General features: G+C 68.5%; 12 protein-coding genes. 1 reads left to right on the top strand and 11 read right to left on the bottom strand.

Going from position 1 to position 23367, the window contains the following annotated elements; all coding sequences use genetic code 11:
- Positions 1-25: 25 nt before the first annotated feature.
- The 11 genes from CSC78_RS12295 to CSC78_RS12245 all read right to left on the bottom strand — a co-directional run bounded on the left by CSC78_RS12295 (position 26) and on the right by CSC78_RS12245 (position 22335).
- The gene (locus CSC78_RS12295; RefSeq protein ID WP_379609039.1) at positions 26-2590 is read right to left on the bottom strand and encodes a glycoside hydrolase family 3 protein; all 2565 of its coding nucleotides are present in this window, start codon (positions 2588-2590) and stop codon (positions 26-28) included.
- Positions 2587-3996, bottom strand: a complete 1410-nt coding sequence (locus CSC78_RS12290) for a sugar porter family MFS transporter (protein WP_162338145.1) — start codon at positions 3994-3996, stop codon at positions 2587-2589. Before CSC78_RS12290 ends, CSC78_RS12295 begins: the two co-directional genes overlap by 4 nt.
- A gap of 47 nt (positions 3997-4043) precedes the next feature.
- A complete protein-coding gene (gene xylA, locus CSC78_RS12285; RefSeq protein WP_162338144.1) occupies positions 4044-5378 on the bottom strand; it encodes a xylose isomerase in 1335 nt (444 codons plus the stop codon).
- A 33-nt stretch (positions 5379-5411) separates the two neighbouring features.
- The gene (gene xylB / locus CSC78_RS12280) at positions 5412-6905 is read right to left on the bottom strand and encodes a xylulokinase (protein WP_162338143.1); all 1494 of its coding nucleotides are present in this window, start codon (positions 6903-6905) and stop codon (positions 5412-5414) included.
- A gap of 13 nt (positions 6906-6918) precedes the next feature.
- Positions 6919-9282 (bottom strand): glycoside hydrolase family 95 protein, encoded by a 2364-nt coding sequence (locus tag CSC78_RS12275; RefSeq protein ID WP_162338142.1) that lies wholly within the window; start codon positions 9280-9282, stop codon positions 6919-6921.
- Positions 9283-9289: 7 nt separating this feature from the next.
- Positions 9290-12124 (bottom strand): TIM-barrel domain-containing protein, encoded by a 2835-nt coding sequence (locus tag CSC78_RS12270; RefSeq protein ID WP_162338141.1) that lies wholly within the window; start codon positions 12122-12124, stop codon positions 9290-9292.
- A gap of 68 nt (positions 12125-12192) precedes the next feature.
- Positions 12193-13869 carry a DUF5597 domain-containing protein gene (locus CSC78_RS12265; protein WP_162338140.1) on the bottom strand — a complete coding sequence of 559 codons (1677 nt, stop codon included), beginning with the start codon at positions 13867-13869 and terminating at the stop codon, positions 12193-12195.
- Between the two features lie 16 nt (positions 13870-13885).
- On the bottom strand, positions 13886-15796 hold the full coding sequence (locus CSC78_RS12260) for a sialate O-acetylesterase (protein WP_162338139.1): 1911 nt from the start codon (positions 15794-15796) through the stop codon (positions 13886-13888).
- Positions 15793-17991, bottom strand: coding sequence for a sialidase family protein (locus CSC78_RS12255; RefSeq protein WP_238391264.1), 2199 nt, complete (start codon positions 17989-17991; stop codon positions 15793-15795). Before CSC78_RS12255 ends, CSC78_RS12260 begins: the two co-directional genes overlap by 4 nt.
- 96 nt (positions 17992-18087) lie before the next feature.
- Positions 18088-21045, bottom strand: coding sequence for a TonB-dependent receptor (locus CSC78_RS12250; protein ID WP_238391263.1), 2958 nt, complete (start codon positions 21043-21045; stop codon positions 18088-18090).
- 288 nt (positions 21046-21333) lie between these two features.
- Positions 21334-22335: a LysR substrate-binding domain-containing protein gene (locus tag CSC78_RS12245; protein WP_162338138.1), complete on the bottom strand. Its 1002-nt coding sequence runs from the start codon at positions 22333-22335 to the stop codon at positions 21334-21336.
- 290 nt (positions 22336-22625) lie between these two features.
- Between CSC78_RS12245 and CSC78_RS12240 the strand changes: the two genes are divergently transcribed.
- Entirely contained in the window at positions 22626-23366 is a 741-nt protein-coding gene (locus CSC78_RS12240) for an SDR family oxidoreductase (protein WP_162338137.1), read from the top strand.
- The last annotated feature ends 1 nt before the right edge of the window (position 23367 follow it).

Genomic DNA, 23367 nt, shown 5'->3' with positions numbered 1-23367 from the left:
TGCGCGCCCGGATCATCCATCGTGCTCAGCGTGCGCAGTCGACCGTCTGTTCCGCCTGATCCAGCGCACCCAGCGCCACGCGCGACACCGAGACCGTCATCGCGCCCGCCGTACCGATGGACCACGGACGGTCCAGCTTGGCGACATCGGCACCCGCCTTGGCCAGGCACTTCAGCGGCACGCCCACGCGCGTCCACTGGCCGACCGGCAGCTTGGCCAGCGTCGGCGCCAGCGCCACGCGCGCGGTGCAGCCGGTGCCGCAGCCGACCGACAGCCAGGCCTCGCCGGTCGGGGCGACATCGACACGTAGCGTGGTCAGCAGCATCACATCGCCGTTGCTCTCGCGCTGCAGGTCCAGCGCCGTATGCGACTGCAGCGCCGCGACCGCCTCGCCCTTGCCCGACCAGGCCAGGCGCCGACCGTCTTCCTGCGCCTGGTGATCCACGCCGGTGACCTTCAGCAGATCGCCGTCCAGCGCTTCCGGCACCTGGGTGACCGTCACGCCCTGGCCATCGGCGGTCTCCAGCCGCAGCGCCATGCCGGAACCGGCATCGCCGCGTGCGAAGAACACACCCGGCGCACCCTCGTCACCGGTCACGCCAGCGTCTTCCGGCAGCGCCGCCAGGTCGCCCTTGTCGGCATAGGTCAGGCCGAAGCCGAAGGCGAACAGCGGGTCGTAGCCCGCCTGCCCCACGTTGTTGGCGTACTGCACCGCCGTGCGCGGCCAGCTGAAGCTGAGCTTGCCTTTGAAGTCATGCTGCACGCCGCCATCGGCCTTGCGCAGCAGCACGTCGGCGATGCCCGCACCTTCCGAGCCGGGCAGCCAGGCGGCCACGAACGCATCGGACGCATTGATCTCGCGGTTCATCCACAGCGGGCGGCCGCTCAGGAACACGGCGACCACCGGGATGCCCTCGGCCTTCAGGCGCTTGAGCAGCGCCAGGTCGGCCTCGTCGCCCGGCTTGTACGCCAGCGTCTGCAGGTCGCCTTGGAACTCGGCATACGGGTTCTCGCCGAACACCACCACCGCCACGTCCGGCTTCTGCGTGTACGTGCCGTCGACGGACAGGATGGCTTCGCCGCCGGCCGCCCTGGCCTGCTGGGCGATGCCCTCGTAGATCGTGTCGGCGTTGGGGAAGTCCTTGCGCGTGGTGCCGGTGCCCTGCCAGTTCAGCGTCCAGCCGCCGGCCTGCTTGCCGACATCGTCGGCGCCATCACCGGCCACCAGGATGCGCTGCTTGGGCGAGATCGGCAGCACGCCGCCCTGGTTCTTCAGCAGCACCAGCGATTCGCGCACGGCCTGGCGCGCGATGGCGCGATGCTCCGGCACACCGAGCAGGGCGAACTGCCCGCCCACCGCACGCGAGGACGGCTTGCCGGCTTCGAACAGCCCCAGGCGGAGCTTCACCCGCAGGATCCGGCGTACCGCATCGTCCAGCCGTGCCTGGCTGATCGTGCCGGCCTTCACCGCCGCCAGCGTGCTCTCGTAGAAGCCCTTCCAGCTGTCCGAGGCCATCGCCATGTCCAGGCCGGCATTGATCGTCGCCGGGCAGTCGGTGTTGGTGCAGCCCTTGACCTGGCCATGGCCGTTCCAGTCGCCGACCACGAAGCCGCCGAAGGCCATGCGGCCCTTCAGCGCGTCGGTCAGGTACGGCTTGTGGCCGTGCATCTTCTCGCCGTTGACGCTGTTGAACGAGGCCATCGCCGTCTGCGCGCCGGCCGCGATGGCCGGCGGATAGCCGGCGGCGTGGATGCGCACCAGCTCGGCTTCGCTGATCTTCGTGTCGCCCTGGTCCTTGCCGTTCGTGGTGCCGCCATCGCCGAGGAAGTGCTTGACCGAGGCGATCACGTGGCGGCCATCGAGGAAGTCCGGCGAGCCGACCTTGCCCTGCAGGCCTTCGACCATCGCAGCGGAATAGCTCGCGACCACGTCCGGCGACTCGGAGTAACCCTCGTAGGTGCGCCCCCAGCGATCGTCCTGCGGTACCGCCACGGTCGGGGCGAAGGTCCACTCCATGCCGGTGGCGCGCGTCTCCAGCGCGGTGATCTCGCCGATCCGGCGCAGCAGCTCCGGATTGCGCGCCGCGCCCAGGCCGATGTTGTGCGGGAACAGCGTGGCGCCGACGATGTTGCTCTGCCCGTGCACGGCGTCGATGCCGAAGAGGATCGGGATGGCCTTGCCGCCCTGCGAGGTATCCATCGACGCCTCGTAGAAGGCATCGGCCAGTGCCAGCCACTCGGCCGGCGAGGCGTCGTAGCGGCCGCCGGGGTCGGAGTTGCCGCCGGCCAGGATCGAACCGAGCCGGTACTTGCGGATGTCATCCGGCGTGATGCTGGCGATGTCGCCCTGCACCAGCTGGCCGACCTTCTCCTCCACCGTCATCGTGGCCATCAGCTCGGTGATGCGCTGCTCGAGCGCGGCGTCCTCGGCCAGCGGCCAGGCGACCTGCGGCCAGGGGTTGGCATCGGCTGTCGTCGCGGGCGCTGCGGCCTTGTCCTCGCCCTTGCAGGCGCCGAGCGCGATCACCAGCGCTGCGATCAGCACGCCGCTGCGCACGCGCAGGGAACTCCGGTTCGTCATCGTCTTCATCCTTCCATCTGCTCCAGTTCCTTGCCCTTGGTCTCGTGCACGTACTTCATGACGAAGACGACCGAGATGATCGCCGAAACCAGATAGATGCTGTAGGTGGCCGCCAGCCCGATGGCCGCCAGCAGGATCGGGAAGCTCACCGTGATGGCGAAATTGGACGTCCATTGCGCCGCACCGGCCACCGCCAGCGCCGAGCCGCGGATCTGGTTGGGGAACATCTCGCCGAGCATGACCCACATCACCGGCCCCCACGAGATGTTGAAGAACACCACGTAGAGGTTGGCCGCCACCAGCGCCAGCGTCCCCATGCCTTCGGGCAGCTGCAGGTGGCCGTCGACCAGTGACCCGCTGGCGAACGCCACCACCACCAGTGCCAGCGACACCGCCATGCCGGCCGAACCGATCCACAGCAGCGGCTTGCGGCCAATGCGGTCGATCAGCAGCACGGTGACGATGCAGGCGCCGATGCTGAGCGCGCCGGACAGCACGTTGATCGCCAGCGCGTCGTTCTCGGAGAAGCCGACCGCCTGCCACAGCACCGCGCCGTAGTAGAACACCACGTTGATGCCGACCAGCTGCTGGAACGTGGCCAGGCCGATGCCGATCCAGACGATGGGACGGATCTTGCCGGTCACCTTGTTCTTCAGGTCAGACAGTTGCGGGCGGTGGTGATCCTGCGACAGCGACGCGTCGATCTCGGCCAGCTTGTTCTGCGCTTCGGCGCCACCGAACAACCGCGTCAGCACGCGCAGGGCTTCGTCCTTGCGGCGCTTCACCACCAGGTAGCGCGGACTCTCGGGAATGACCAGCAGCAACGCGAGGAAGACCAGCGACGGCACCGCCTGCATCCAGAACATCCAGCGCCATGCCGCATGCCCGCCCCACAGTGCCTCGGTGGACGCGCCGGCCTTGGCGGCCAGCAGGTAGTTGGACAGGAACGCCGCGGTGAGGCCGCTGATGATGGCGATCTGCTGCACCGTGGCCAGGCGGCCGCGGTAGCGGGCCGGCGCGACCTCGGCGATGTAGGCCGGCGAGATCACGCTGGCCGCACCGACGGCGAAACCGCCGATCACGCGCGCAATGACGAATACCACCGACGACGTCGCCGCACCCGCCCCGATCGCGGACAGCAGGAACAGCACCGCCGAGATGATCAGCACGTTGCGGCGACCGAGGCTGTCGGCGAGCCGGCCGGCGCTGAACGCACCCACCGCGCAACCGAGCAGCATCGAGGCGACTTCGAAGCCGAGGCCCGCCTTGGTGGACCCGAACGCCTGCTGCAGGCCGTCGACGGTGCCGTTGATGACGCCGCTGTCGAAGCCGAACAGGAATCCGCCGATTGTCGCCACCACGCTGATCAGCACGATCAGCCGGGTGTTCTCGCCCCCCGTCATTGCCTGGTTCATTGCCGTCCCCTTCCTCGATGCGATGGTGTCGATGCCATGTGACGCGCTCAGCGCAGCAGGTACTGGTTGAGCAGGTTCTCGTAACGCTCCTGCTTGCCGCTGACCTGCCTGGGCTCGCCCAGCTGCGTGGCCAGCGTGGCCAGGCCGGCCAGATCCAGCGCACCGGTCTCGAAGTCCCTGCCCTTGCCGGTATCGAAGCTGGCGTAGCGCTCGGTGCGCCACTGCTCCCACGGCGACTCGGTCAGCAGCGCATGCGCCACTTCCAGCCCGCGCGCGAACGCGTCCATGCCGCCGATGTGGGCAATGAACAGGTCTTCCAGGTCGGTGGACTCGCGGCGCACCTTGGCATCGAAGTTCAGGCCGCCCTCCAGTCCGCCCTGGCGCAGCACGACCAGCATCGCGCCGACGGTGTCGTACAGGTCGGTGGGGAACTGGTCGGTGTCCCAGCCGTTCTGCGCATTGCCGCGGTTGGCATCGATGCTGCCCAGCAGGCCATGGTCGGACGCGACCTGCAGGTCGTGCTCGAACGTGTGCCCGGACAGCGTGGCGTGGTTGGCCTCGATGTTGAGCTTGAAGTCCTGCTCCAGCCCGTGCTCCTTCAGGAAGCCGGCCACGGTGGCGCTGTCGAAGTCGTACTGGTGCTTCATCGGCTCCATCGGCTTGGGCTCGATCAGGAAGTTGCTCTTCAGTCCGATGCTGCGACCGTAGTCGCGCGCCATGGTCAGGAAGCGGGCGAAGTGCGCGACCTCGCGCTTCATGTCGGTGTTGACCAGCGAGGCATAGCCTTCGCGACCGCCCCAGAACACGTAATGCTCGCCACCCAGTTCGACGGTGGCCTCCAGCGCGGCCTTGACCTGCACCGCGGCACGCGCCACGACGGCGAAGTCGGGGTTGGTCGAGGCGCCGTTCATGTAGCGCGGATGCGAGAACAGGTTGGCCGTGCCCCACAGCAGCTTGATGCCGGTGGCGTCCTGGCGCGCCTTGGCAAGACCGACCATGTGCGTGAGGTTCTTCTGGTACTGGCCGATGTCATCCGCATCAGGCGCCAGGTCGATGTCGTGGAAGCACCAGTACGGCACGCCCAGCTTGGTGAAGAACTCGAAGGCCGCATCGACCTTGGCCTCGGCCGTGGCCATCGGGCTGCCGGCCTCCCAGGGGAAGTGGCGCGTGCCCGGACCGAACGGATCGTGGCCGGCGTTGCAGAAGGTGTGCCAGTAGCAGACCGCAAAGCGCAGGTGCTCCTGCATGGTCTTGCCGCCGATGGTCTTGTTGGCGTCGTAGACCTTGAAGGCCAGCGGGTTGTCCGAGCCGCGCCCTTCGAAGGGAATGCGGCCGATGCCGGGGAAGTATTCCTGGGCGCCGATGAAGGGCTGGGTGCTCATGGTGCGGGATCCTGTGGGGGTGCGTGAGGGACGTCAGCCGCGCTGCAGCGGGGTGACGGCATCGAGGTAGCGGAGGAAGCGGGTGTAGGCCGTCGCGTAGGCGCGCGTGCGGTCGGGATCGGGGCGTGCGGACAGGGCCGGATCGACGGCCACGTGCGTGCGGGCGATATCGGCGATGGACGCCGTGTCGCCACCGGCGCGTCCGATGGCCCACAGCGCCTGCAGTGCCGCACCGAACGCCGCGCCTTCCGACTGCACCGGCACATCGACCGGCAGGCCGAACACGTCGGCCACCAGTTGCCGCCACGCCGCACTGTTGCTGCCGCCGCCGGTCAGCACGATGCGATCGAAGGCCATGCCGGCCCGCACGAAGGCATCGAAGCCGTACTTCAGGCTGTAGGTCGCCCCTTCCATCGCCGCGCGATACAGATGCGCCGGCGAGAAGTTCGTCGGATCCAGCCCGGCCAGCACGCCCTTGCCCAGCGGCAGATCGGGCGTGCGCTCGCCGTTGAGGAAGGGCAGCATCGCCAGCCCGTCGGCGCCGGGCGGGGTGGCGTGCAGGTGCGCATCGCCCTCGCGCGTACTGAAGCCGAAGGCCTTGGCCACCTGCTCGGTGGCCACGGTGCAGTTCATCGTGCAGATCAGCGGCAGCCAGCCGCCGGTGGAGGAGCAGAACGCGGCCCAGGCACCGGCCGGATCGACGACGGGCGTGTCGGAGTAGGCGAACAGCGTGCCCGAGGTACCCAGGCTCATCGCCAGCCGGCCTTCTTCCACGCAGCCCGTGCCGATGGCGGCCATCATGTTGTCGCCGCCGCCGACGGCGACCTTTGCCGTGGCCGGCAGTCCGAGTTGCGCCGCCATGGCCGGATCGATATCGAACAGCGCGTCCGGCGCGGCGATCGGCGGCAGGCAGTCGGCCAGGTCGCGGTCCGCATCGGTCGCACGCAACAGGTCCTTCGACCACGTGCGCGTGCGCACGTCGAGCCAGCCGGTGCCGGAGGCATCGCCCCACTCGCAGAAGCGTTGGCCGGTCAGCACGAAGTTCAGGTAATCGTGCGGCAGCAGGATGGTCGCCAGCCGGGCGTAGGCCTCGGGCCGGTGTGTCTTCGTCCACGGCAGCTTGGAGGCGGTGTAACCGGCGAGGATCGGATTGCCGGCGAGTGCGATGGCACCCGTCGCGCCACCGACGGCGTCCATGATCTGCGTGCACTCGGCGGTCGTGCTGGTATCGCACCACAGCTTGGCCGGGGCCAGCACCTGGCCGTCCGCATCCACCGGCACGAAACCGTGCTGCTGGCCGGACACCGCGAGCGCCACGATGCGCGCACGCAACGCAGGATCGATGCGGGAGAAGCACGTCTGCATCGCGGCGACCCAGTCGGCCGGTTGCTGCTCGCGGCGGCCGTCCTCGCCACTGGTCAACTCGAGCGGCATGCTGGCCGTCGCCACGAGCGTGCGCGTGGCCGGGTCGTAGACCACCACCTTCAGGCTCTGCGTGCCTGCGTCGATACCGGCGACCAGGCTCATGCCGTTTCCTTCTTCATGCGTGCACCAGCGCGCCATCGCGCAGTCGTACCGTGGCGGATGCAGCCGCGGCGAGGTCGAGATCGAGCGTGCGGCCCGCATGCACCAGCTGGTAACGACCGCCCTTGTCCGAGTGCAGCGTCGCCCGCGCGAGGCGTCCACCCTTCCACGACAGATCGAGGCGCGCCGCATTGCGCACGCGGATGCCTTCGAGTTCGCCGTCGCGCCACGCGCCGGGCAACGCGGGCAGCAGGAAGATCGACCCACCCCAGCTCTGCACCAGCATCTCGACGATGCCGGCGGCGCCGCCGAAATTGCCGTCGATCTGGAACGGCGGGTGTGCATCGAACAGGTTGGGATAGCTGCGCTGCGGCGACAGCAGCATGCGCAGGATCTTCAGGCTGTGCTCGCCGTCCCACAGGCGCGCCCAGAAGTTCAGCCGCCATGCGATGCCCCAGCCGGTCGCATCGTCGCCGCGGATCTCGAGGGTGCGCTTCGCGGCGCGTGCGAGATCGGGCGTGTCGCGCAGGTTGATCTGCGCACTCGGGTGCAGGCCGTACAGGTGCGAGATGTGGCGGTGGTGGATTTCGGGCGCCTGCATGTCCCAGTCCTGTTGCCATTCCTGCAACTGGCCTGCCTTGCCGATGCGGTTGGGCGGCAGTTGCTCGCGCAGCGCGGCCAGCTCGCTGGCGAATGCGGCATCCACGTCGAGTATTTCCGCCGCTTCGATGCACTGGCCGAACAGGTCGCGCAGGATCTGCGCGTCCATCGTCGGGCCGGCGCAGAGCGTGGCCCCGAAGGGATGCACGTTCTCCGGCGAGATCGACGGCACCGTGACCATCGCGCCGGTCGTGGGATCGCGCTGCAGTGTCGCGGCGAAGAACGCCGCCGCACCGCGCAGCCATGGCCACAGGCGGCGCAGGTCGGCCGGATCGCGGCCGTAGTCCCAGCGGTCCCACAGCTGCTGCAGCAACCAGGCCCCGCCCATCGGCCACAGGCCCCATTGCGCGCCGTCGATCGGACCGGTCTGGCGCCACAGATCGGTGTTGTGGTGCGCCATCCAGCCCGGCGCGCCGTACATCTCGCGCGCCATGCGCGCGCCGGTTTCCGCCAGGTCGCCGATCATGCGTTCGAGCGGCTCGACGCATTCCGCCAGCGCATTGGCCTCGGCCGGCCAGTAGTTCATCTCGGTATTGACGTTGATGGTGTACTTGCTCTCCCACGGCGGGTCCATCAGGTCGTTCCAGATGCCCTGCAGGTTGGCCGGCTGCGTGCCCGGCCGCGAGCTGCAGATCAGCAGATACCGCCCGTAGGCGTGGTACAGCGACACCAGCGCGGGATCGTCGCCATGCGCGAATGCCGCGATGCGTTCGTCGGTCGGCTGGTCGGCGGCCGCCGTGCGACCGAGGTCCAGGCGGACGCGGTGGAACAGGCGGCGGTGTTCGGCGAGATGATCGGCCTGCAGCGCGGCGAACGACTTCGCCTGGGCAAGGGCAAGTTGGCGCGCCGTGATGGCATCGGGATCGCCGCTGACATCGTCGTAGCGCACGTAGCTGGTTGCCGCGACGAGCCGCAGCTCCAGTTCGCGCACGCCATCGAACACGATCTGGTCCTGCTCGACGCGCACCCGGCCGCCCTGGTGGCGGACCTGCACGCGGAACGCGAACCGGAGCCGACCCGCGATGCCGTGCTTGTCGACGTTGCGACCGCTGACCAGCCAGCCGTCGCCATCGACGCGGGTCGTGGTCGCGTGTTCGTTGGCGGTGCGGATGCGGCCGATCAGGGCATCGCCGCCCTCGACCGTGCAGCGCATGACCAGGCACTGGTCGACCGGCGACACGAACACCTCGCGCCGGTGCAGGCCGGCACCGACACGGAACGACGTGCGCGCGACGGCGGCATCGAGATCCAGCTCGCGCATGTAGTCGGACACCCCGTCCAGCCGGTCGAACTGCAGCCACAGGTTGCCCAGCGGCTGGAACGGCATCTGCTTCAGCGGCTCCGCCATCAGCGTGGCATTGGCCAGCGCCTCGGCCTCGGCGTAGCGGCCGGCGAACACCGCCTCGCGCACGCGCGGCAGATTCTCCTTCGCCCGGGGATTGATCGCGAAGTACGGCCCCCCGGCGTACAGCGTGTCCTCGTTGAGCTGCAGGCGCTCCAGTGCGACGCCGCCGAACACCATCGCGCCCAGGCGGCCGTTGCCGACCGGCAGGGCTTCCACCCAGACGCGTGCGGGCTCGCGGTACCACAGCCGCAGGTCGGCGGTGGACGGCGCGCGGCGGCCAGCGTCGGCGGATCGCGCCGCGCGCGTGAGTGGCGCGGCAGCGACGGCCAGGCCGGCCGCCGTCGCCTTCAGCAGTTCGCGTCGCTTCAGCGTCACGGGGCGATCAACGCTTCTTCACCACCAGCGCCTTGCCGTCGTAGCGCACGGTGACGTCGGCGGCCGGCTCCAGCGTGCCGGAATCGGCGCGCGGACCATCGATGAAACGCACCCGCACCTCGCGCGTCGCGACCATGCCGGGATAACGCCCTTCGCGCGCCCCGATGCGCAGCTCGCCCGCCTTCTCGTTCCATGCCAGCGGAATGCGGCTGGACTCGCCACGCTCGTAGCCGTAGCTGCGGCCGTTGTCCTCGTACAGCGAGAACGTGCCGTCGGCGCCGGTGTAGACCTCGATCGTCAGTGGTGCATCCGGCTTTTCGTCCACGTACTGCTGCACCACCGTGCGCGGCACGATGGACCCTGCCCGCACGAACAGCGGCATGCGCTGCAACGGCGCGGCAGCGTCGATGGTCTGGCCGCCGTCATGGCGCGTGCCGGTTTCGAAGTCGATCCAGCTGGTGCCGGCCGGCAGGTAGACCTTGCGCGTGGTCGCCTGGAATGACGTCACCGGCGCCACCAGGAACGCCGGGCCGAACAGGTACTGGTCGGCGATGTCACGCACGTTCGGGTCGGACGGGAAGTCCATCGCCAGCGTCCGCAGGATCGTGCCGTCCTTCTGCCAGGTATCGCCGGCCAGCGTGTAGATGTAGGGCAGCAGCGTGTAGCGCAACTTCAGGTAGTGCACGAAGCTGTCGTAGTGCGGCGTGCCTTCCGGCGCGATCTCCCAGATCTCGCGGTACGGGAACTGGCCGTGCAGGCGGAAGATCGGCACGAACGCGCCATGCTGGAACCAGCGCAGGCTCAGCTCGCGCCATTCGGCCAGGTGCGCCGGGTCCTTGTCTTCGTAGCGCTTCTCCGGCGAGAAGCCGCCGATGTCGAAGCTGACATTGGGTGCGCCTGCCATCGAGGCGTTGACCAGGCCGGAGATCTGCTCGCGCAGGTCGTCCCAGCGCGGCACGATGTCGCCGCTCCAGAACGCCGCGCCGGCACGCTGCTGGCCCGCGAAGAAGGCGCGCGACAGGATGAAGACGCGCTTGTCCGGATCCTGCTCGCGCGAGCCGCGGTAGACGCCTTCCGAATGCACCAGCGGATACGAATTGAAGAATTCCGTCGATGGGCCCAGCGACGTCGGCGTGGTGCGCGCCTTGCGCTCGCCGATGTCGATGTTGCTGTGCAGGTCGGGCTCGCTGGCGTCCAGCCACCACGCATCGAAGCCCTTGCGGTTGAGCTTGCCGTTGACCTGGCGCCAGAAGATGTCCTGCGCCTCCTTCGAATAGGGGTCGTAGAACGAATTCAGGTAACCCTTGCCGATCCAGTCCAGCTCACCGACCTCGACGTTGCGGTGGTACATGTGGCCGGCCGCATCGAGTTCTTTGTAGTTCGCCGTGGTCGGATAGAACTTCGGCCACACCGAGATCATGATCTGCGCATGCTGGTCATGCACGTGCTTGACCATGCCGTCCGGGTCCGGGAAGTTCTTCGCATCGAAATCGTGCGACCCCCAGGCGTCCTCGGGCCAGTACGACCAGTCGAGCACGATCGCATCGATCGGCAGCTTGCGCTTGCGGTACTCGTCCAGCGCGCCGGTCAGTTCGGCCTGCGTCTTGTAGCGCTCGCGGCTCTGCCAGAAGCCGTACGACCACTTCGGCAGCAGCACGGCCTTGCCGGTCAGCGTGCGGTAGCCGGCCAGCACCTGGTCGGCGTCGTCGCCGGCGACCACGTAGTAGTCGATGGCCTGCGCGGCCTCGGACCAGATCGACAGGTCGGTCGCCTCGTCGGCCGGCAGCGGATCGCGGTGCAGCAGCGCGATGTAGGCGGGCTCGATGCGGTCCCACACCAGCTTGACCTTGTGCCGCTGGCCGGCCTTCATCTCCAGCGCGAACTCATGGTGCCAGGGATTCCAGTTCTGGCGCCAACGGTCGATCACCAGCTTGCCGTCGACGTAGAGTTTGGCGTACTCGCTGTTGTAGAGCGAGAACGTATGGCGGCCGTCGCTGCGTGCGGCGACCTCGCCTTCCCAGACCACGTCGCTGCGGCCGCCGGTGGCCAGGTTCTTCCCCTTCTCCGGGAAGTTCGCCAGATCCTTGATGTACTGGTAGTTCACCGCGCTTTCGCGGCGCTCGACCACCTGCTTGCCGTTGACGGTGTAGCGCGCGGTCAGCGCGCCCGGCTTGCCCTGCGCATCGAACAGGTCGAGCGATGCGCCCAGCGGCTGCAGGCCACGCGGATCGCCGTAGCGGGTGATCGCGTTGCTGTCCCACAGGATGCCGTAGTGGCGCGTGGAGACGAGGTAGGGAATCGCCTTGTCGATGTTGTGCTGGAGCAGTTCGACGTCGCGGCCCTTGAGGTTCATCCAGCCCTGCTGGTGCAGGCCGGTGCCGTAGAAGGCCTCGTCGGACGGCGATTCGAAGCGCTGGCGGATGCTGTAGTAGTCCTTGCCCTCGACCTTCGTTGGCGTGAACGTGCGTGCGCGCTCGGCAAGCAGCGGCTTGCCGGCGGCGTCGAAGAAGCTGACCCGCCCGGTGCGGGCATCGACCGTCGCCGAGATGCCTTGCGTGCTGATCGACACCTGCCCGCCGGACTCGCCCACCTTCACCGCCGGCGGCGCGCCGGTCTCCGCGCGCATCAGGCTCGGCGTGCGCGCGAAGTCGCCATCGGGATCGGCCATCACCCGCAGGATGCCTGGTGCGACCGCTTCGACCTTGACGTCGGCGGCGGACGCCTCGGTCGGGCGCACGATCACGCCATACGCGGTCTTCTCGACCGCACCGGTGTCGGCGGCGTTGGCGCCCGCTGCGGCCAGGGCCAGCAGCGGCACCGTCAACGTCTTCAAGTAACCCATCGCATGCTCCTCGTGGGCGCCCGCAGGCGTCCCGGTTCATGGGGCGAAGAAGCCGCCCCGTGGATCGTTCAGTAGGTCGCCAACTTCACCCGCAGCAGCTGCGGGGCGTCGGAGAAGTTGAGGCCGTAGTCGGTCTGGTCGCCGTTCCAGCGGCGGCGGAAGACCCATTTGCCGTCGACGTAGGTGCCTTCGTCGACGTATTCGTAGATCTGACGCGCGGCGACGGCCGGATCCACCGCATCGATGTTGATGCGCGCATGCGCGCCCGCCACCAGGAACTCGTCCGGACCGAGCTGCACCACCAGCGCGCGCCCGATCGGTTCGGGGTTGCCGGGCGCCTCGCCCTGGAACCAGAACTGCGGCACGCCGTAGGTGACCACCATGTTCCAGCGGTCGTCGATCTTCACCGTCTGCACGGGCTGGCCCGGCTGCTCGGCGGTGCCGCGCACCTTGCCCTCGAAGCTGGCCTGGGCGATGACGCCCGCTGCCGGTCGCACGATGGCGTAGTTCAACGCGAACGAGGCCAGCGTCTCCGGGTCCACCTTCTTCGCGCCCAGTGGCCAGTTGGTGTAGTGCGAGAAATCGACGCCGAAAGGCGACCAGCCGATCGCCTGTTCCCCCAGCGCTGAGAAGAAGTAGCGCGCGTACTCGTCGCGGTTGCCGGTCTCGGACACGAACAGTGCGTTGTCGGGCCGCGCATAGCGGTCCAGCACCGTGGTGTAGTGCGTGTACTCCGGCATGTAGATGTCGGGCGTCAGCAGGTCGATGTGCGGCGCCGCGGCCTTGTACACGTCGAGTACGTTGTCGGTGGGACCGCCACTGGCGTACTGGCCCGGCTGGCCCGGGTTGAACGGTCCGCGCAACGCGGCGTTGATGTACATCGGCAGCGGATAGACCGCCTTGCCCGCTTCCGCGACCTGGTCGATGTAATGCGCGATATGCCACGCGTGGAAGAACTCGTCGGCATCGGCGCCGAACACGTCGCGCCACGTGCCGGGCGACTTGCCGAGCTTCTTCAGCAGGGCGTCGGGGACAGGCCCCTCGAACACCTTCTGTGCCAGCGGCGAAAAGTCGCGCACGCTGCCGTAGGTGCCGGGCTCGTTCTGCGGCTGCACCATGATGACGGTGCGCTGCGGGTCGGCGGCCTTCAGGTGCGTCATCAGCGCGACGAAGGCCTTGCGGTCCGCCTCCAGCGTGGCCTGCGCGTGCGGCGACAGCGAATTCAGCGTGCGTCCGTCGGCGGTGACGACGCGCGGGAACCGCACGTTGTCCAGCTTGACCCACGCCGGGGCGTAGTTGGGCCCGTTGTTCTTCCATGTCGCGAACCACAGCAGGATCAGGCGCACCTTCTTCTCGCGAGCCTGCTTGAGCAGCACGTCGACGAAGGAGAAGTCGAACGTTCCCTCCGTCGCCTCCACCTGTTCCCATGCCACCGGCACCATCACCGTGTTCGGCTTCACCACGTCGATGGCGGGCCATACGTCGTCCAGCGCCGGCGGCCAGTTGCTGGAATTGTTGACCTGCGCACCGAGGATCAGGAACGGCGCACCGTCGACCAGCAGCGCGTGGCGGCCCTCCTTGCTGACGATCTCCGGAATCGGTGCCCCGCGGCCGTCGCCTGGATCAGCCGCCGTCGCGTCGGCGCCCGCCTTCGCCGGATCGCTGCCGGGCTGGCAGGCGGCCTGCAACAGGATGGCGGCCAGCAGGCCGGAAGACGCGAGTACACGGAACAGGCGAGGCATCATCAAGAAGACTCCAGGTTCACCAGGTGTCGCTGCGGAACGGCGAGGCCGGCAGGCCGGCGGCGTTCACCAGATCGGCGTCCGGGGCGTCGTCGTGCCACCCATAACGCACGGCGACCGGAGACGGCACCGCCTCGCTGCGCACCACGATGCGGTGCCCTTCGATGGTCGCCGTCGCGGGATGGAACACCCGGTCGGCACCGGCCAGCGCGAAACCATGCACGGCCGTGCCGCCGCCACGCACCGCGAGCGCGCTGCCCTGGTCGCGGAACACCACCTGCGCAGTGCTCCCGGCGAACGTGGTGTCGGCAGGGGACGGGCCTGAGTACACAAGCGACTCGCCGTACGCGACATGCCGTGCCGCCAGCGCAAGGCGCTTGCCGACGTCCTGCTTGTTGGCAGGATGAATGTCGGCGGCGTCGCCGATGTCGATCGCGACTGCCTGCGCAGTCGCCGGCAGCGACAATGTCGCCGTCTGCGACTCGCGCAACACCGACCACGGGCTGATATCGCCCGTGTCGCTGCCGGAACGCCAGCTGGCCAGTTGCACCCAGAGGAACGGCAGCCGAGGTGCGTCCCACTGCCGGCGCCACTGGCCGATCAGCGCCGGGAACTGGGTGCGGTACGCCAGCGACCGCTCGACGCTGCCGGCATTGGATTCGCCCTGGTACCAGATCACGCCCCGCAGCGCGAACGGTTGCAGGGGATGGATCATCGCGTTGTAGAGGAGCGTCGGGCGCTGGTTCTTGTCGCCATCGAGCGCCAGCGAACTGACGAGAGCGGGGCGGAACTTCCACTGGCCGGCCAGCGGACGCGGCGTGCCGCCCGCAGGCTGCACGAACAGTTCGCTCTCAGGACCATGGATTCCGCCACCGCCACCGGTATCGGTCACGCGCACGGCGATGTGGTTCACGCCGGCCCTCAGCGCCGATGCCGGCACGGCGTAGGCGCGCGGCACGTTGTACTGCATGTGGGTACGCCCGACTTCCACGCCATTGACCCACGCGGTATCGCTGTCGTCGATGCGTCCCAGGCCGAGCACGATTCCCTGCGCGGCCTCGGCAGCGCCCAGCGTGAATGTCGTGCGATACCACGCGATGCCGTCCATGCCATTCCAGCCTGCGCTCTCCCACAGGCCAGGCACCTGCAGCGTGTCCCATCGCGCTTCATCGAGTCCGGCGGACTGCCAGTCGCCATCGTCGGCCGGCAGCGTCCATCGCGCGAGCCGCGCCCGCGTGTCCGCCAACGCCTTGTCCTCCTCCTCGCGCAACTGGCGGTCGAGGCCTGCCATGCCCGCAGCGTCGATGCCTTGCGTGGCGGCATCCATCCAGGCCTCGATCGCGCTGCCGCCCCAGGTGCTGTCGATGATGCCGATCGGCACGCCGGTCACCTTGCGCAGCTCGCGCGCGAAGAAGTGGGCCACGGCCGAGAACGAGCCCGCCACCTGGGGCGACGACGCCACCCATTCGCCGCCGGCCAACTGCGCCTGCGGCTCACCCGACCAGGCGCGCGGAACCTTGAAATGGCGGATCTGCGGATCGGTGGCGCGTGCGATCTCGGCATCGGCATCGGCCGACTGCGCCAAGGGCCACTCCATGTTCGACTGCCCGCTGGCAAGCCACACGTCGCCCACCAGCACGTCGTGCAGCACGCGCGGTTGCGTGCCGTCGTCGATGCGCATCACGTGCGGGCCACCGGCCGTCTGCGGCGGCAGCGCCAGCGACCAGCGGCCATCGGGGCCAGCCTGCGTGGCGGCATCGCGGCCGGCGAAAGTCACACGCACGCGCACACCCGGCGCCGCCTGGCCCCACACGCTGATCGGCTGATCGCGTTGCACGACCATGCCATCGGCGAAGAGGCGGGGCAGTTCGACCGCCTGCACGGCGGGGATCGACAGCAGGCCCAGCAACAACACAACGACTCGAATCATTGGGAATCTCCGTACCAGATGCCACGTCCTTCGGTGCCGAAGTAGACGCGACCGTGCAGGCGGGGATCGCCCGTCACATGGCGGATGATGCCGCCAAACCGCAGTGCGTCACTGTCGATCCGCTGCCAGCGCCGTCCGCCGTCGTCGGAGCGGTAAAGGCCACGCTGGCCCCGCACTTCGCCAAACACGAACAGCACCGGCGCATCGCCGTCCTTCGCCGGCTTGCCCAGGCCCACCGACATGACGTTGTCCACGCCGGGTACGCGCTGGAGCTTGCCGGGCGACAGATGCAGCAGCCCGCGCCATGAGGCGGCGATCCAGGCTTCGCCCGACCTGTCCGGATGCGGCCGGATCTCGGCGCGATACCAGTCGCCGATCTCGCCGACGGGCGCGCGCACTTCCTCGAAAGCGACGCCACCGTTGCCGCTGACATAGAGCTTTCCGCTGATCGCATCGAAGCCGTAGTAGATGCCTTCGTCGACGCGGTCGGCTTCCACCACGGCTGTCTTCGGCAGGCCTTTCACCTGCTGCCAGCGTCCGCCCATGTCGGCGGTGATCCAATGGTGCTCGCCGTTGCGCGGACGCCAGATGGCACGCTTGCCGTCGGCCGCCAGCGTGATCTGTCCGGCGCCCTCGCCATCCGGCGGCTCGCTCGCGAACGCCGTCCACGTGCGCCCACCATCGTTCGACCAGGCGCCACGGACTGCGCCCTCCGGCCGGTTGTGGAAATAGCCGGTGCGTACCATCACCTGCGGCGCACGACCGGCGAACGCCAGGCTCTCGGTGTTGGAGAAGCGCACGCCGGCGAAGCGTTGCTGCGAGACGTCCAGTGAGTCGTGCACGAAGCCATCGACATCGCCCAGCCCGCTCACCAGGTGCGCGCCCTGCGGCGGGCTGGCCAGTGCCAGCGGCACGGTCTCCTCGAAGCCGGCCTGTTCGAAGCGCCACTGCAGGTCGGCACCGCCGTCGAACGCACGCGCATTGGTGGACGCCCACACGCCGTAGCCCGTCACGAACAGCAGGCGGTCGGGATCGAACGGATCGATCTCGATGTCGGCCATCCAGTGCGGCTTGGCATCGGAGGTCCACGGTGCTGAGGCATGATCGAACTGCGAGCGCGGGAACAGCGCCGTCCACGAGCGCCCGCCATCGAGGCTGCGGTAGAGGTCGTCGTGCGGCTGGTAGCGGCGGAACGTGCTGGCGATGATGACGTCGGGATTGTCGGCCTGCACGGCGACCGCACCCCAGCCGAAGCCGCCGTCGGTCTTCGCGCGCCGCACCGGCGTGATGTCCTCCCACCGGTCGCCGGCGGGGTCGAAGCGCCATACCGCGCCATCGGCCATGTTGTTCGGACCCGGCTCGTCGCCGTAGCTCAGCAGCCAGCGCCCGCGCGCGTCGCGCACCATGTGGCTGGGCCGCAGGCCGACCGGCTGGCCGGGCACCGCCTCCCAGCTCGCGCCGCCGTCGCGCGAACGGAACAGGCTGGTCTCCTTCGTGGACACGCCGGCATACAGCGTCTTCGATGCGCTGCCGCGCGTGCCGCTGGCGGGATCGAACACCACGAACGCGATGCCGACCGGGCGCAGGTCGCGCCAGCCGGCGGCCCACGCCGAGCGCGATTTCGCCACGGCAGGAAAGCCCTTCACTTCGTGCCATTGCGCGCCGGCGTCGTCGCTGCGCCACAGGCCGTCGGCGCGCGTGCCGAACATCACGACGCGGCCATCGTTCGGATCGACGGCAAGACGCTCGCCGTTGCCGCGCCCCTGCTCGTTGCCGCCGAACTTGAACGGCAGGGTGGTCCGCTGGAACGTCGCGCCGCGGTCGCGCGAGCGCAGGATCGCGCCATCGGCGCCGCGCTCATGCAGATAGGTACCGACGGCCAGGTAGAGGCGGTCCGGATCGGACGGATCCAGCGCCAGGCTTTCCACACCGAAGCGCCCGCTGTCCTCGTAACCCATCCAGTCCATCAGCGGCTGCCAGCGGCGCTCGCCCGGCAGCCAGCGGTAGGCGCCCCCGATGTCGGTGCGCGCGTACAGCAGGTCTTTCTCATGTGGGTGGAACACCAGCCCGCTGACGAAGCCACCACCGCCGATGGCGACATTGCGCCAGCGGTAGCCGGTCACGTCATCCTTCGCCGCCGCGCCGGGCACCAGCAGGAAAACGGAAAGCGCGAGGATCAGGCGAAGCGTGAGCACGGTGTCTCCTGTCGGGGGGAACAGCCGGTGCGCCGGCAGGATGCGCACCCTGCGACGGAACGGCCGGAGTGCCCGGCCGTCCCGCGCGATGCAGCGTCAGAACGTGAAGCGCAGCGTCGCGGCGTACCGCCGATCGTTGACGTACCACGAGGTGATGCGCTTGCCGGCGCCGTTCTGGTCCATCAGCGTGCGCTGCTCGGCGTTGTTGAGGTTGTTCATCTCCAGGCCGAACTGCACGTTGTCGGAGATCTTGTAGAAAATGGATCCGTCCAGCTGGCCGAAGCTGTCGCTGTAGACGGGCAGCTTCCACGGGATGCCGCCATCGCCGCCGTTGTAGCCGTTCGGTCCGATCGACAGCAGGTACTCGCTGCGCCAGTTGTAGGCCAGCCGGATCTGCCACGGCCCCTTCTCGTAGAAGGCAGCGACGTTGTAGGAGTTCTTCGACAGGCCGTCGGCCGGCAGGTCGTCGAACAGCGAACCGTCGGTGTCGACCGGCACCGCATTCGATGCCTCCGGGATCTTCGTGGTGCTGTCGATGTAGGTGTAGTTTGCCGACATGCCGAAACCGTCGAACGGCGCCGGCAGGAAGTCGAAGAACTGGTTCCAGCCGATCTCCGCGCCCTGGATCTTCGCCTTGCCGACGTTGACCAGCTGCGACACGCGGTAGTCGTAGTCGTTGCCATCGATGCCGGGATAGGTCAGGAGCTGGGTCTGCTGGCGGAAATAGTCCTTGATGTCCTTGTAGAAGAAGTTCACCCAGGCCATGCCGCCGCTGTCCGGCGCGAAGTACCACTCCAGCGACAGATCGAACTGGTTGGCCTTCATCGGCGTCAGGTACGGGTTGTCGGTGGAACTGCCGGTGAGCTCCAGATCGCCCGGTTGCAGCAGGTCGCCCGGCTGGGTGACGACACCGTCGCGGACCGCGACACTGAGCACCTGATAGGCCTGCATGTCGCTGAAGGCCGGGCGCGCGATCGCCTTCGACGCAGCGAATCGCACGACCCAGTTCTCCGCCGGCTCCCACTTCACGTTGGCGCTCGGCAACACATCGGTGTAGGAATTCTCAGCAGAGACCGGCTCGGACTGGCCGTTGCCGAGGTAGGGCGCGAATTCGTTGTTCGGGTACACCAGGTAACCGCTCGCGCTGTTCTCGGTGCGCACCACGCGCACGCCGAAATTGCCGTCGATGCGTGCGTCGTCCATCGCGAAGTTGACCATGGCGTAAGCCGCGTAGGTCTTCTCGTTCTGCACGTTGCCCCACTGCGGGTCGGCCAGGTTGCGCGGGGTGATCTGGCCGTAGCAGCAGGTGTAGTAGGGCGCGGCCGCCCCATGGATGTCGAGATAGCTGTTCGGGAAGCCGAGCGCGGTCGCCAGCACCGGCGAGTAGAACGATCCCGGCGTCGCAGCGCCGCCCCGGTAGAAATTGTTGAACGTGATCAGGTTGGTCAGGCTGGAATTGACCGTGCCGTTGAGGTCCAGGCCGGGCAGCGGCGGCGGCGGATCGCCCCCCGGCAGCGCCCACCCCTGCATCCACGTCTGGAACACGGGCTGCCAGTCGTAACCGGTGTCGATGCTGTGGGCATCGCGATCGGTGACACGCACGCCGACCTTGAAGGAGTCGAAGAAGGTGCTGTCGAAGCTGTGCTTCAGGTCCGCACGCCACGCCACCTCGTCGGCGGTGTTGTCGTCCTGGTGGTCCATGGTGAACCCCCAGTAATAGTTCGCGGGGTTCGCGGTGAACTGGTTGTCCACGCCGATGCGCGGTACGCCATGACCCAGGTCGATGTCGATGTAGGGCACGTTGAGGCCGAGCGAGACGGTGGAGTCCAGTGCCTCGGTGTTCGCCTTGATGTACTGCAGATCGGTGGAGAACTCGGTGCGGTCGCTGAACAGCCACTTCAGGCCGAACGAGTAGTCGGTGGTGTCGGACTTGCGGTGCGAGGCGCGGATGTCCGTGCCCATGGGGATGTCGCCGTTCGAGCGCAGGCGGCCGGAGACGAAGACGTTGCCGTTCATCTCGTAGGGCTGGCTGGCGTCGACACGCACCTGCAGCGGGTCGTTGGACACGAAGATCGCGTCTTCGTACCAGAGTTCGTCGTAGCGGCTCTGGAACGCCGTGGCGGACAGCTCCAGGCTGTCGCTCGGGCGCCATTGCAGCGCGACGTACGCGCCCTGGCGCTCGCGCTCGTATTCCAGCGTGCGCCAGTCGGCGCCGCGTGGCAGCCACAGGTTCTCGTTGGTGCCGTCGTTGTCGAGGTCGGAGTTGGCGGTGTTGAAGAACGGCCGCACGAACATGCCGTCGGTGCGCGTGGCCAGTTCGGAATGGGCCACGTTGACCAGCACGCCGAACTCGCCCGCATCGGTGTCCCAGCGGTTGCTGAAAAGCACCGAGCCCGCAGGCTTGACCTGCTTGGCGAAGTCACCGCGATTGGCGCTGAACGACATGCCGATGCGACGGCCCTCGATGTCCAGCGGCATGAAGGTGCGCAGGTCGACGCTGCCGCCCAGGCCGCCTTCGATCATGTCGGCCTTCTGGTTCTTGTAGACGTCGACGCCAGCCATCAGCTCGGCGGGTACGTCCTGGAAGCTCAGCGCACGACCGCCCGAAGCGGAGAAGCTGTCGCGTCCGTTGAGTTCCGAACGCACCTGGGTGAGGCCGCGCACCTGCACGCCACCACCCTCGGCGGAGAAGTGCTCGGGATCGCCGACGGTCAGGAAGCGGTCGATGGTCACGCCCGGGATGCGCGACAGCGTCTCGGTGACGCTGCGGTCCGGCAGCGCACCGATGTCCAGCGCGGTGACCGAATCGACGAAGGTGTCGGCATCGCGCTTGATGTCCTGCGCCCTGTACACGGAGCCACGGATGCCGGTGACGACGACGGCATCGAGTTCGGTGGCCTTCTCGGCCTCCTGCGCCGGCGCGGCATCCTGGGCGTAGGCGGGCGCCGCCAGCATCACGGCGATGCCGAGCGCCAGCAGGGTGGGTTGCAGCTTGCGGCCGTCGGAACGGCCGGCACGAACGGCCGCCGCGGGGCGACGCTGGAGCGTTGACATGGATGTTCCCTCCCAGGACACATGACAAGCGATGGAGTTGTGGTCCCGGCCCGCGGATGTCTGCGCATCGCGTGGCCGGATGAAGCGTCCGGCAACCCCGCCCCCTTGGTCGTGGTCGTCGGTGATGCGATCGCCTCCGTGGCGGAAGTCACGCCGGCTCCGGGCGATCAGGCGGTGGCCGTGGGACCACCGTTGTGTGACTGCGGCGGGAGCATAGGCGGCGCTGACATGCCGGACCAATGAAATATTGATCGCCAGCTATATCGAACGCGAATACATGGAGGACATTCAGTCGCCGGCGCCCTCGCCGACCGGCGGTGCGTCGCCCGCACGGGAGGCGTCCGGCTCGGCATACAGGCGGCGGGCGGTGGCCCGGAGCGCCTCCAGCACACGCTCGGCCCCCGGCGACAGCAACTGGTCGCGGCGGCGCACGATGCCGAAAAACTCCATGCGCACGCCCAGTTCGATAGGCAGCACGCACATCTGCCCGGTCTGCAGGTACGGACCGACCGATTCGGCCGGCAGCGCCGTCAGCAGGTCGCTGTGCCGCAGCAGGTGGATGATCACCGGCAGCGAGGCGGTTTCCACGATGTTCTGCGGCGGCGGCTGGCCGTGTTCCAGAAACACCGCGTCCAGCCGCGAGCGCAGCACGCTGGCGGACGGCGGCATGATCCAGCCGTAGTCGGACAGGTCGGCATGGGTGATGCGCTGACGCCGTGTCAGCGGATGGCCGGCGCGCACGATGACCGCATGCGGCTCGTCGGCCAGCGGCTCGAAATCCAGCTCGCCGGCCCCTTCCGGGCCCATGATGCGGCCGACCACGATGTCGAGCTGCCCGTCCAGCAGCTTGGCGACCAGCGGCCGGCTGTAGTCCATCTCCACGCGGATCAGGATGTCGGGAAAGTCGCGCTTCACCGCCGCGATGGCCTGTGGCACCAGCGTCGTCCCCGGATTCACCACCGTGCCGATGGCGGCCTGTCCCATCCGGCCGCTGCGCAGCGCAGCGATCTCGTCATGCGCGCGGCCGATCTCGGACAGCGCCGAGCGCGCCCGCCGGATCAGCACCTGGCCGTACCAGGTGGGCTCCACGCCGCGCGCATGCCGCTCGAACAGCGGCACGCCGAGCAGGCTCTCCATCTCCGCCAGCAGCTTGGACGCGGCGGGCTGGGTCATGTTGGCGGCCTCGGCCGCGCGCAGCACCGAACGCTGTTCGTACAGGTGCAGCAGCAGGGAAAGATGGCGGGTCTTCAGGCGGGTGGCGCCGAACCAGCCGGTGGTGGGATGGACCATGGAAGCCTCCGAGCGGATGACCTATTCGCGTGCGGAATAGCCTATGACAAAAATTTCATTTGTCGTACATAGATGCCCACGCGAGGCTATGCCACGCTTCGAACGCGGCCCGGCGGCCATGCCCGCCCGACTGCGAAGGGGATGCCCGGGGACGGCCGGCACAGGTCCGCCACGGGAGGTCCCGCATCCGATCACCGCCGGGAGGAGGGTCCCATGGCGACACCGCAGTCCGACGGCACCCCGCGTGCCGCCGCCATCGCCGCGTCCACGTCCCACGGACGCCGGCGCGCATGACACGTCGCCTGTCCGGCAAGGTCGCGCTGGTCACCGGTGCCGCCAGCGGCATCGGCGCGGCGACCGCGCGCCTGTTCGCACGCGAGGGCGCCACGGTCATCGGCCTCGACCGCCAGCCCGCACCCGCCGCCGATGACGGCGTGGCCCACCATCTCGCCGACATCACCGACGCCGCCGCCGTCGACGCCGCCGTGCATGCGGCACGCGAACGCCACGGCCGCATCGACGTGCTGGTCAACAATGCCGGTGCCGACGTGTTCTCCGACCCGCTGTCGCTGTCGGACGACGACTGGGAACGCTGCATGGCGCTGAATCTCAAGGGCGCATGGCACCTGTGCCGCGCGGTGCTGCCGGCCATGCTGGCGCAGGGCAGCGGCTCGATCGTCAACATCGCGTCGGTGCACGGTCACAAGATCATCGCCGGCTGCTTCCCGTATCCGGTCGCGAAGCACGGGCTGATCGGGCTGACCCGCTCGCTCGGCATCGAATACGCCGCGCACGGCATCCGGGTGAATTCGATTTCGCCCGGCCTGATCCTGGTGCCGCGCATCGAAGCGTGGTTCGAACGCGAACCCGGGACGCGCGATAAACAAACGGCGCTGCTGCCGCCGCAGCGCATCGGCACGCCGGAGGAAGTCGCCTACACCGCGCTGTTCTTGGCCAGCGACGAAGCGCGCTTCATCAACGCCACCGACATCACCATCGACGGCGGCCGTTCGCAGGTCTACCACGACTGAC

It is taken from the genome of Pseudoxanthomonas japonensis (assembly GCF_010093445.1).
GTDB lineage: Bacteria > Pseudomonadota > Gammaproteobacteria > Xanthomonadales > Xanthomonadaceae > Pseudoxanthomonas_A > Pseudoxanthomonas_A japonensis.
The sequence above is the reverse complement of the archived record's forward strand: the minus strand, read 5'-3'. Positions and strand labels throughout refer to the sequence as shown.

Bases quoted from the DNA above. Each gene is read 5' to 3' on its own strand.
- CSC78_RS12245 (WP_162338138.1), bottom strand. From the start codon at position 22,335: ATGGTCCATCCCACCACCGGCTGGTTCGGCGCCACCCGCCTGAAGACC.
- CSC78_RS12270 (WP_162338141.1), bottom strand. From the start codon at position 12,124: ATGGGTTACTTGAAGACGTTGACGGTGCCGCTGCTGGCCCTGGCCGCA.
- CSC78_RS12290 (WP_162338145.1), bottom strand. From the start codon at position 3,996: ATGAACCAGGCAATGACGGGGGGCGAGAACACCCGGCTGATCGTGCTG.
- xylB (WP_162338143.1), bottom strand. From the start codon at position 6,905: ATGAGCCTGGTCGCCGGTATCGACGCAGGCACGCAGAGCCTGAAGGTG.
- CSC78_RS12265 (WP_162338140.1), bottom strand. From the start codon at position 13,869: ATGATGCCTCGCCTGTTCCGTGTACTCGCGTCTTCCGGCCTGCTGGCC.
- CSC78_RS12250 (WP_238391263.1), bottom strand. From the start codon at position 21,045: ATGTCAACGCTCCAGCGTCGCCCCGCGGCGGCCGTTCGTGCCGGCCGT.
- CSC78_RS12295 (WP_379609039.1), bottom strand. From the start codon at position 2,590: ATGAAGACGATGACGAACCGGAGTTCCCTGCGCGTGCGCAGCGGCGTG.
- CSC78_RS12260 (WP_162338139.1), bottom strand. From the start codon at position 15,796: ATGATTCGAGTCGTTGTGTTGTTGCTGGGCCTGCTGTCGATCCCCGCC.
- xylA (WP_162338144.1), bottom strand. From the start codon at position 5,378: ATGAGCACCCAGCCCTTCATCGGCGCCCAGGAATACTTCCCCGGCATC.
- CSC78_RS12240 (WP_162338137.1), top strand. From the start codon at position 22,626: ATGACACGTCGCCTGTCCGGCAAGGTCGCGCTGGTCACCGGTGCCGCC.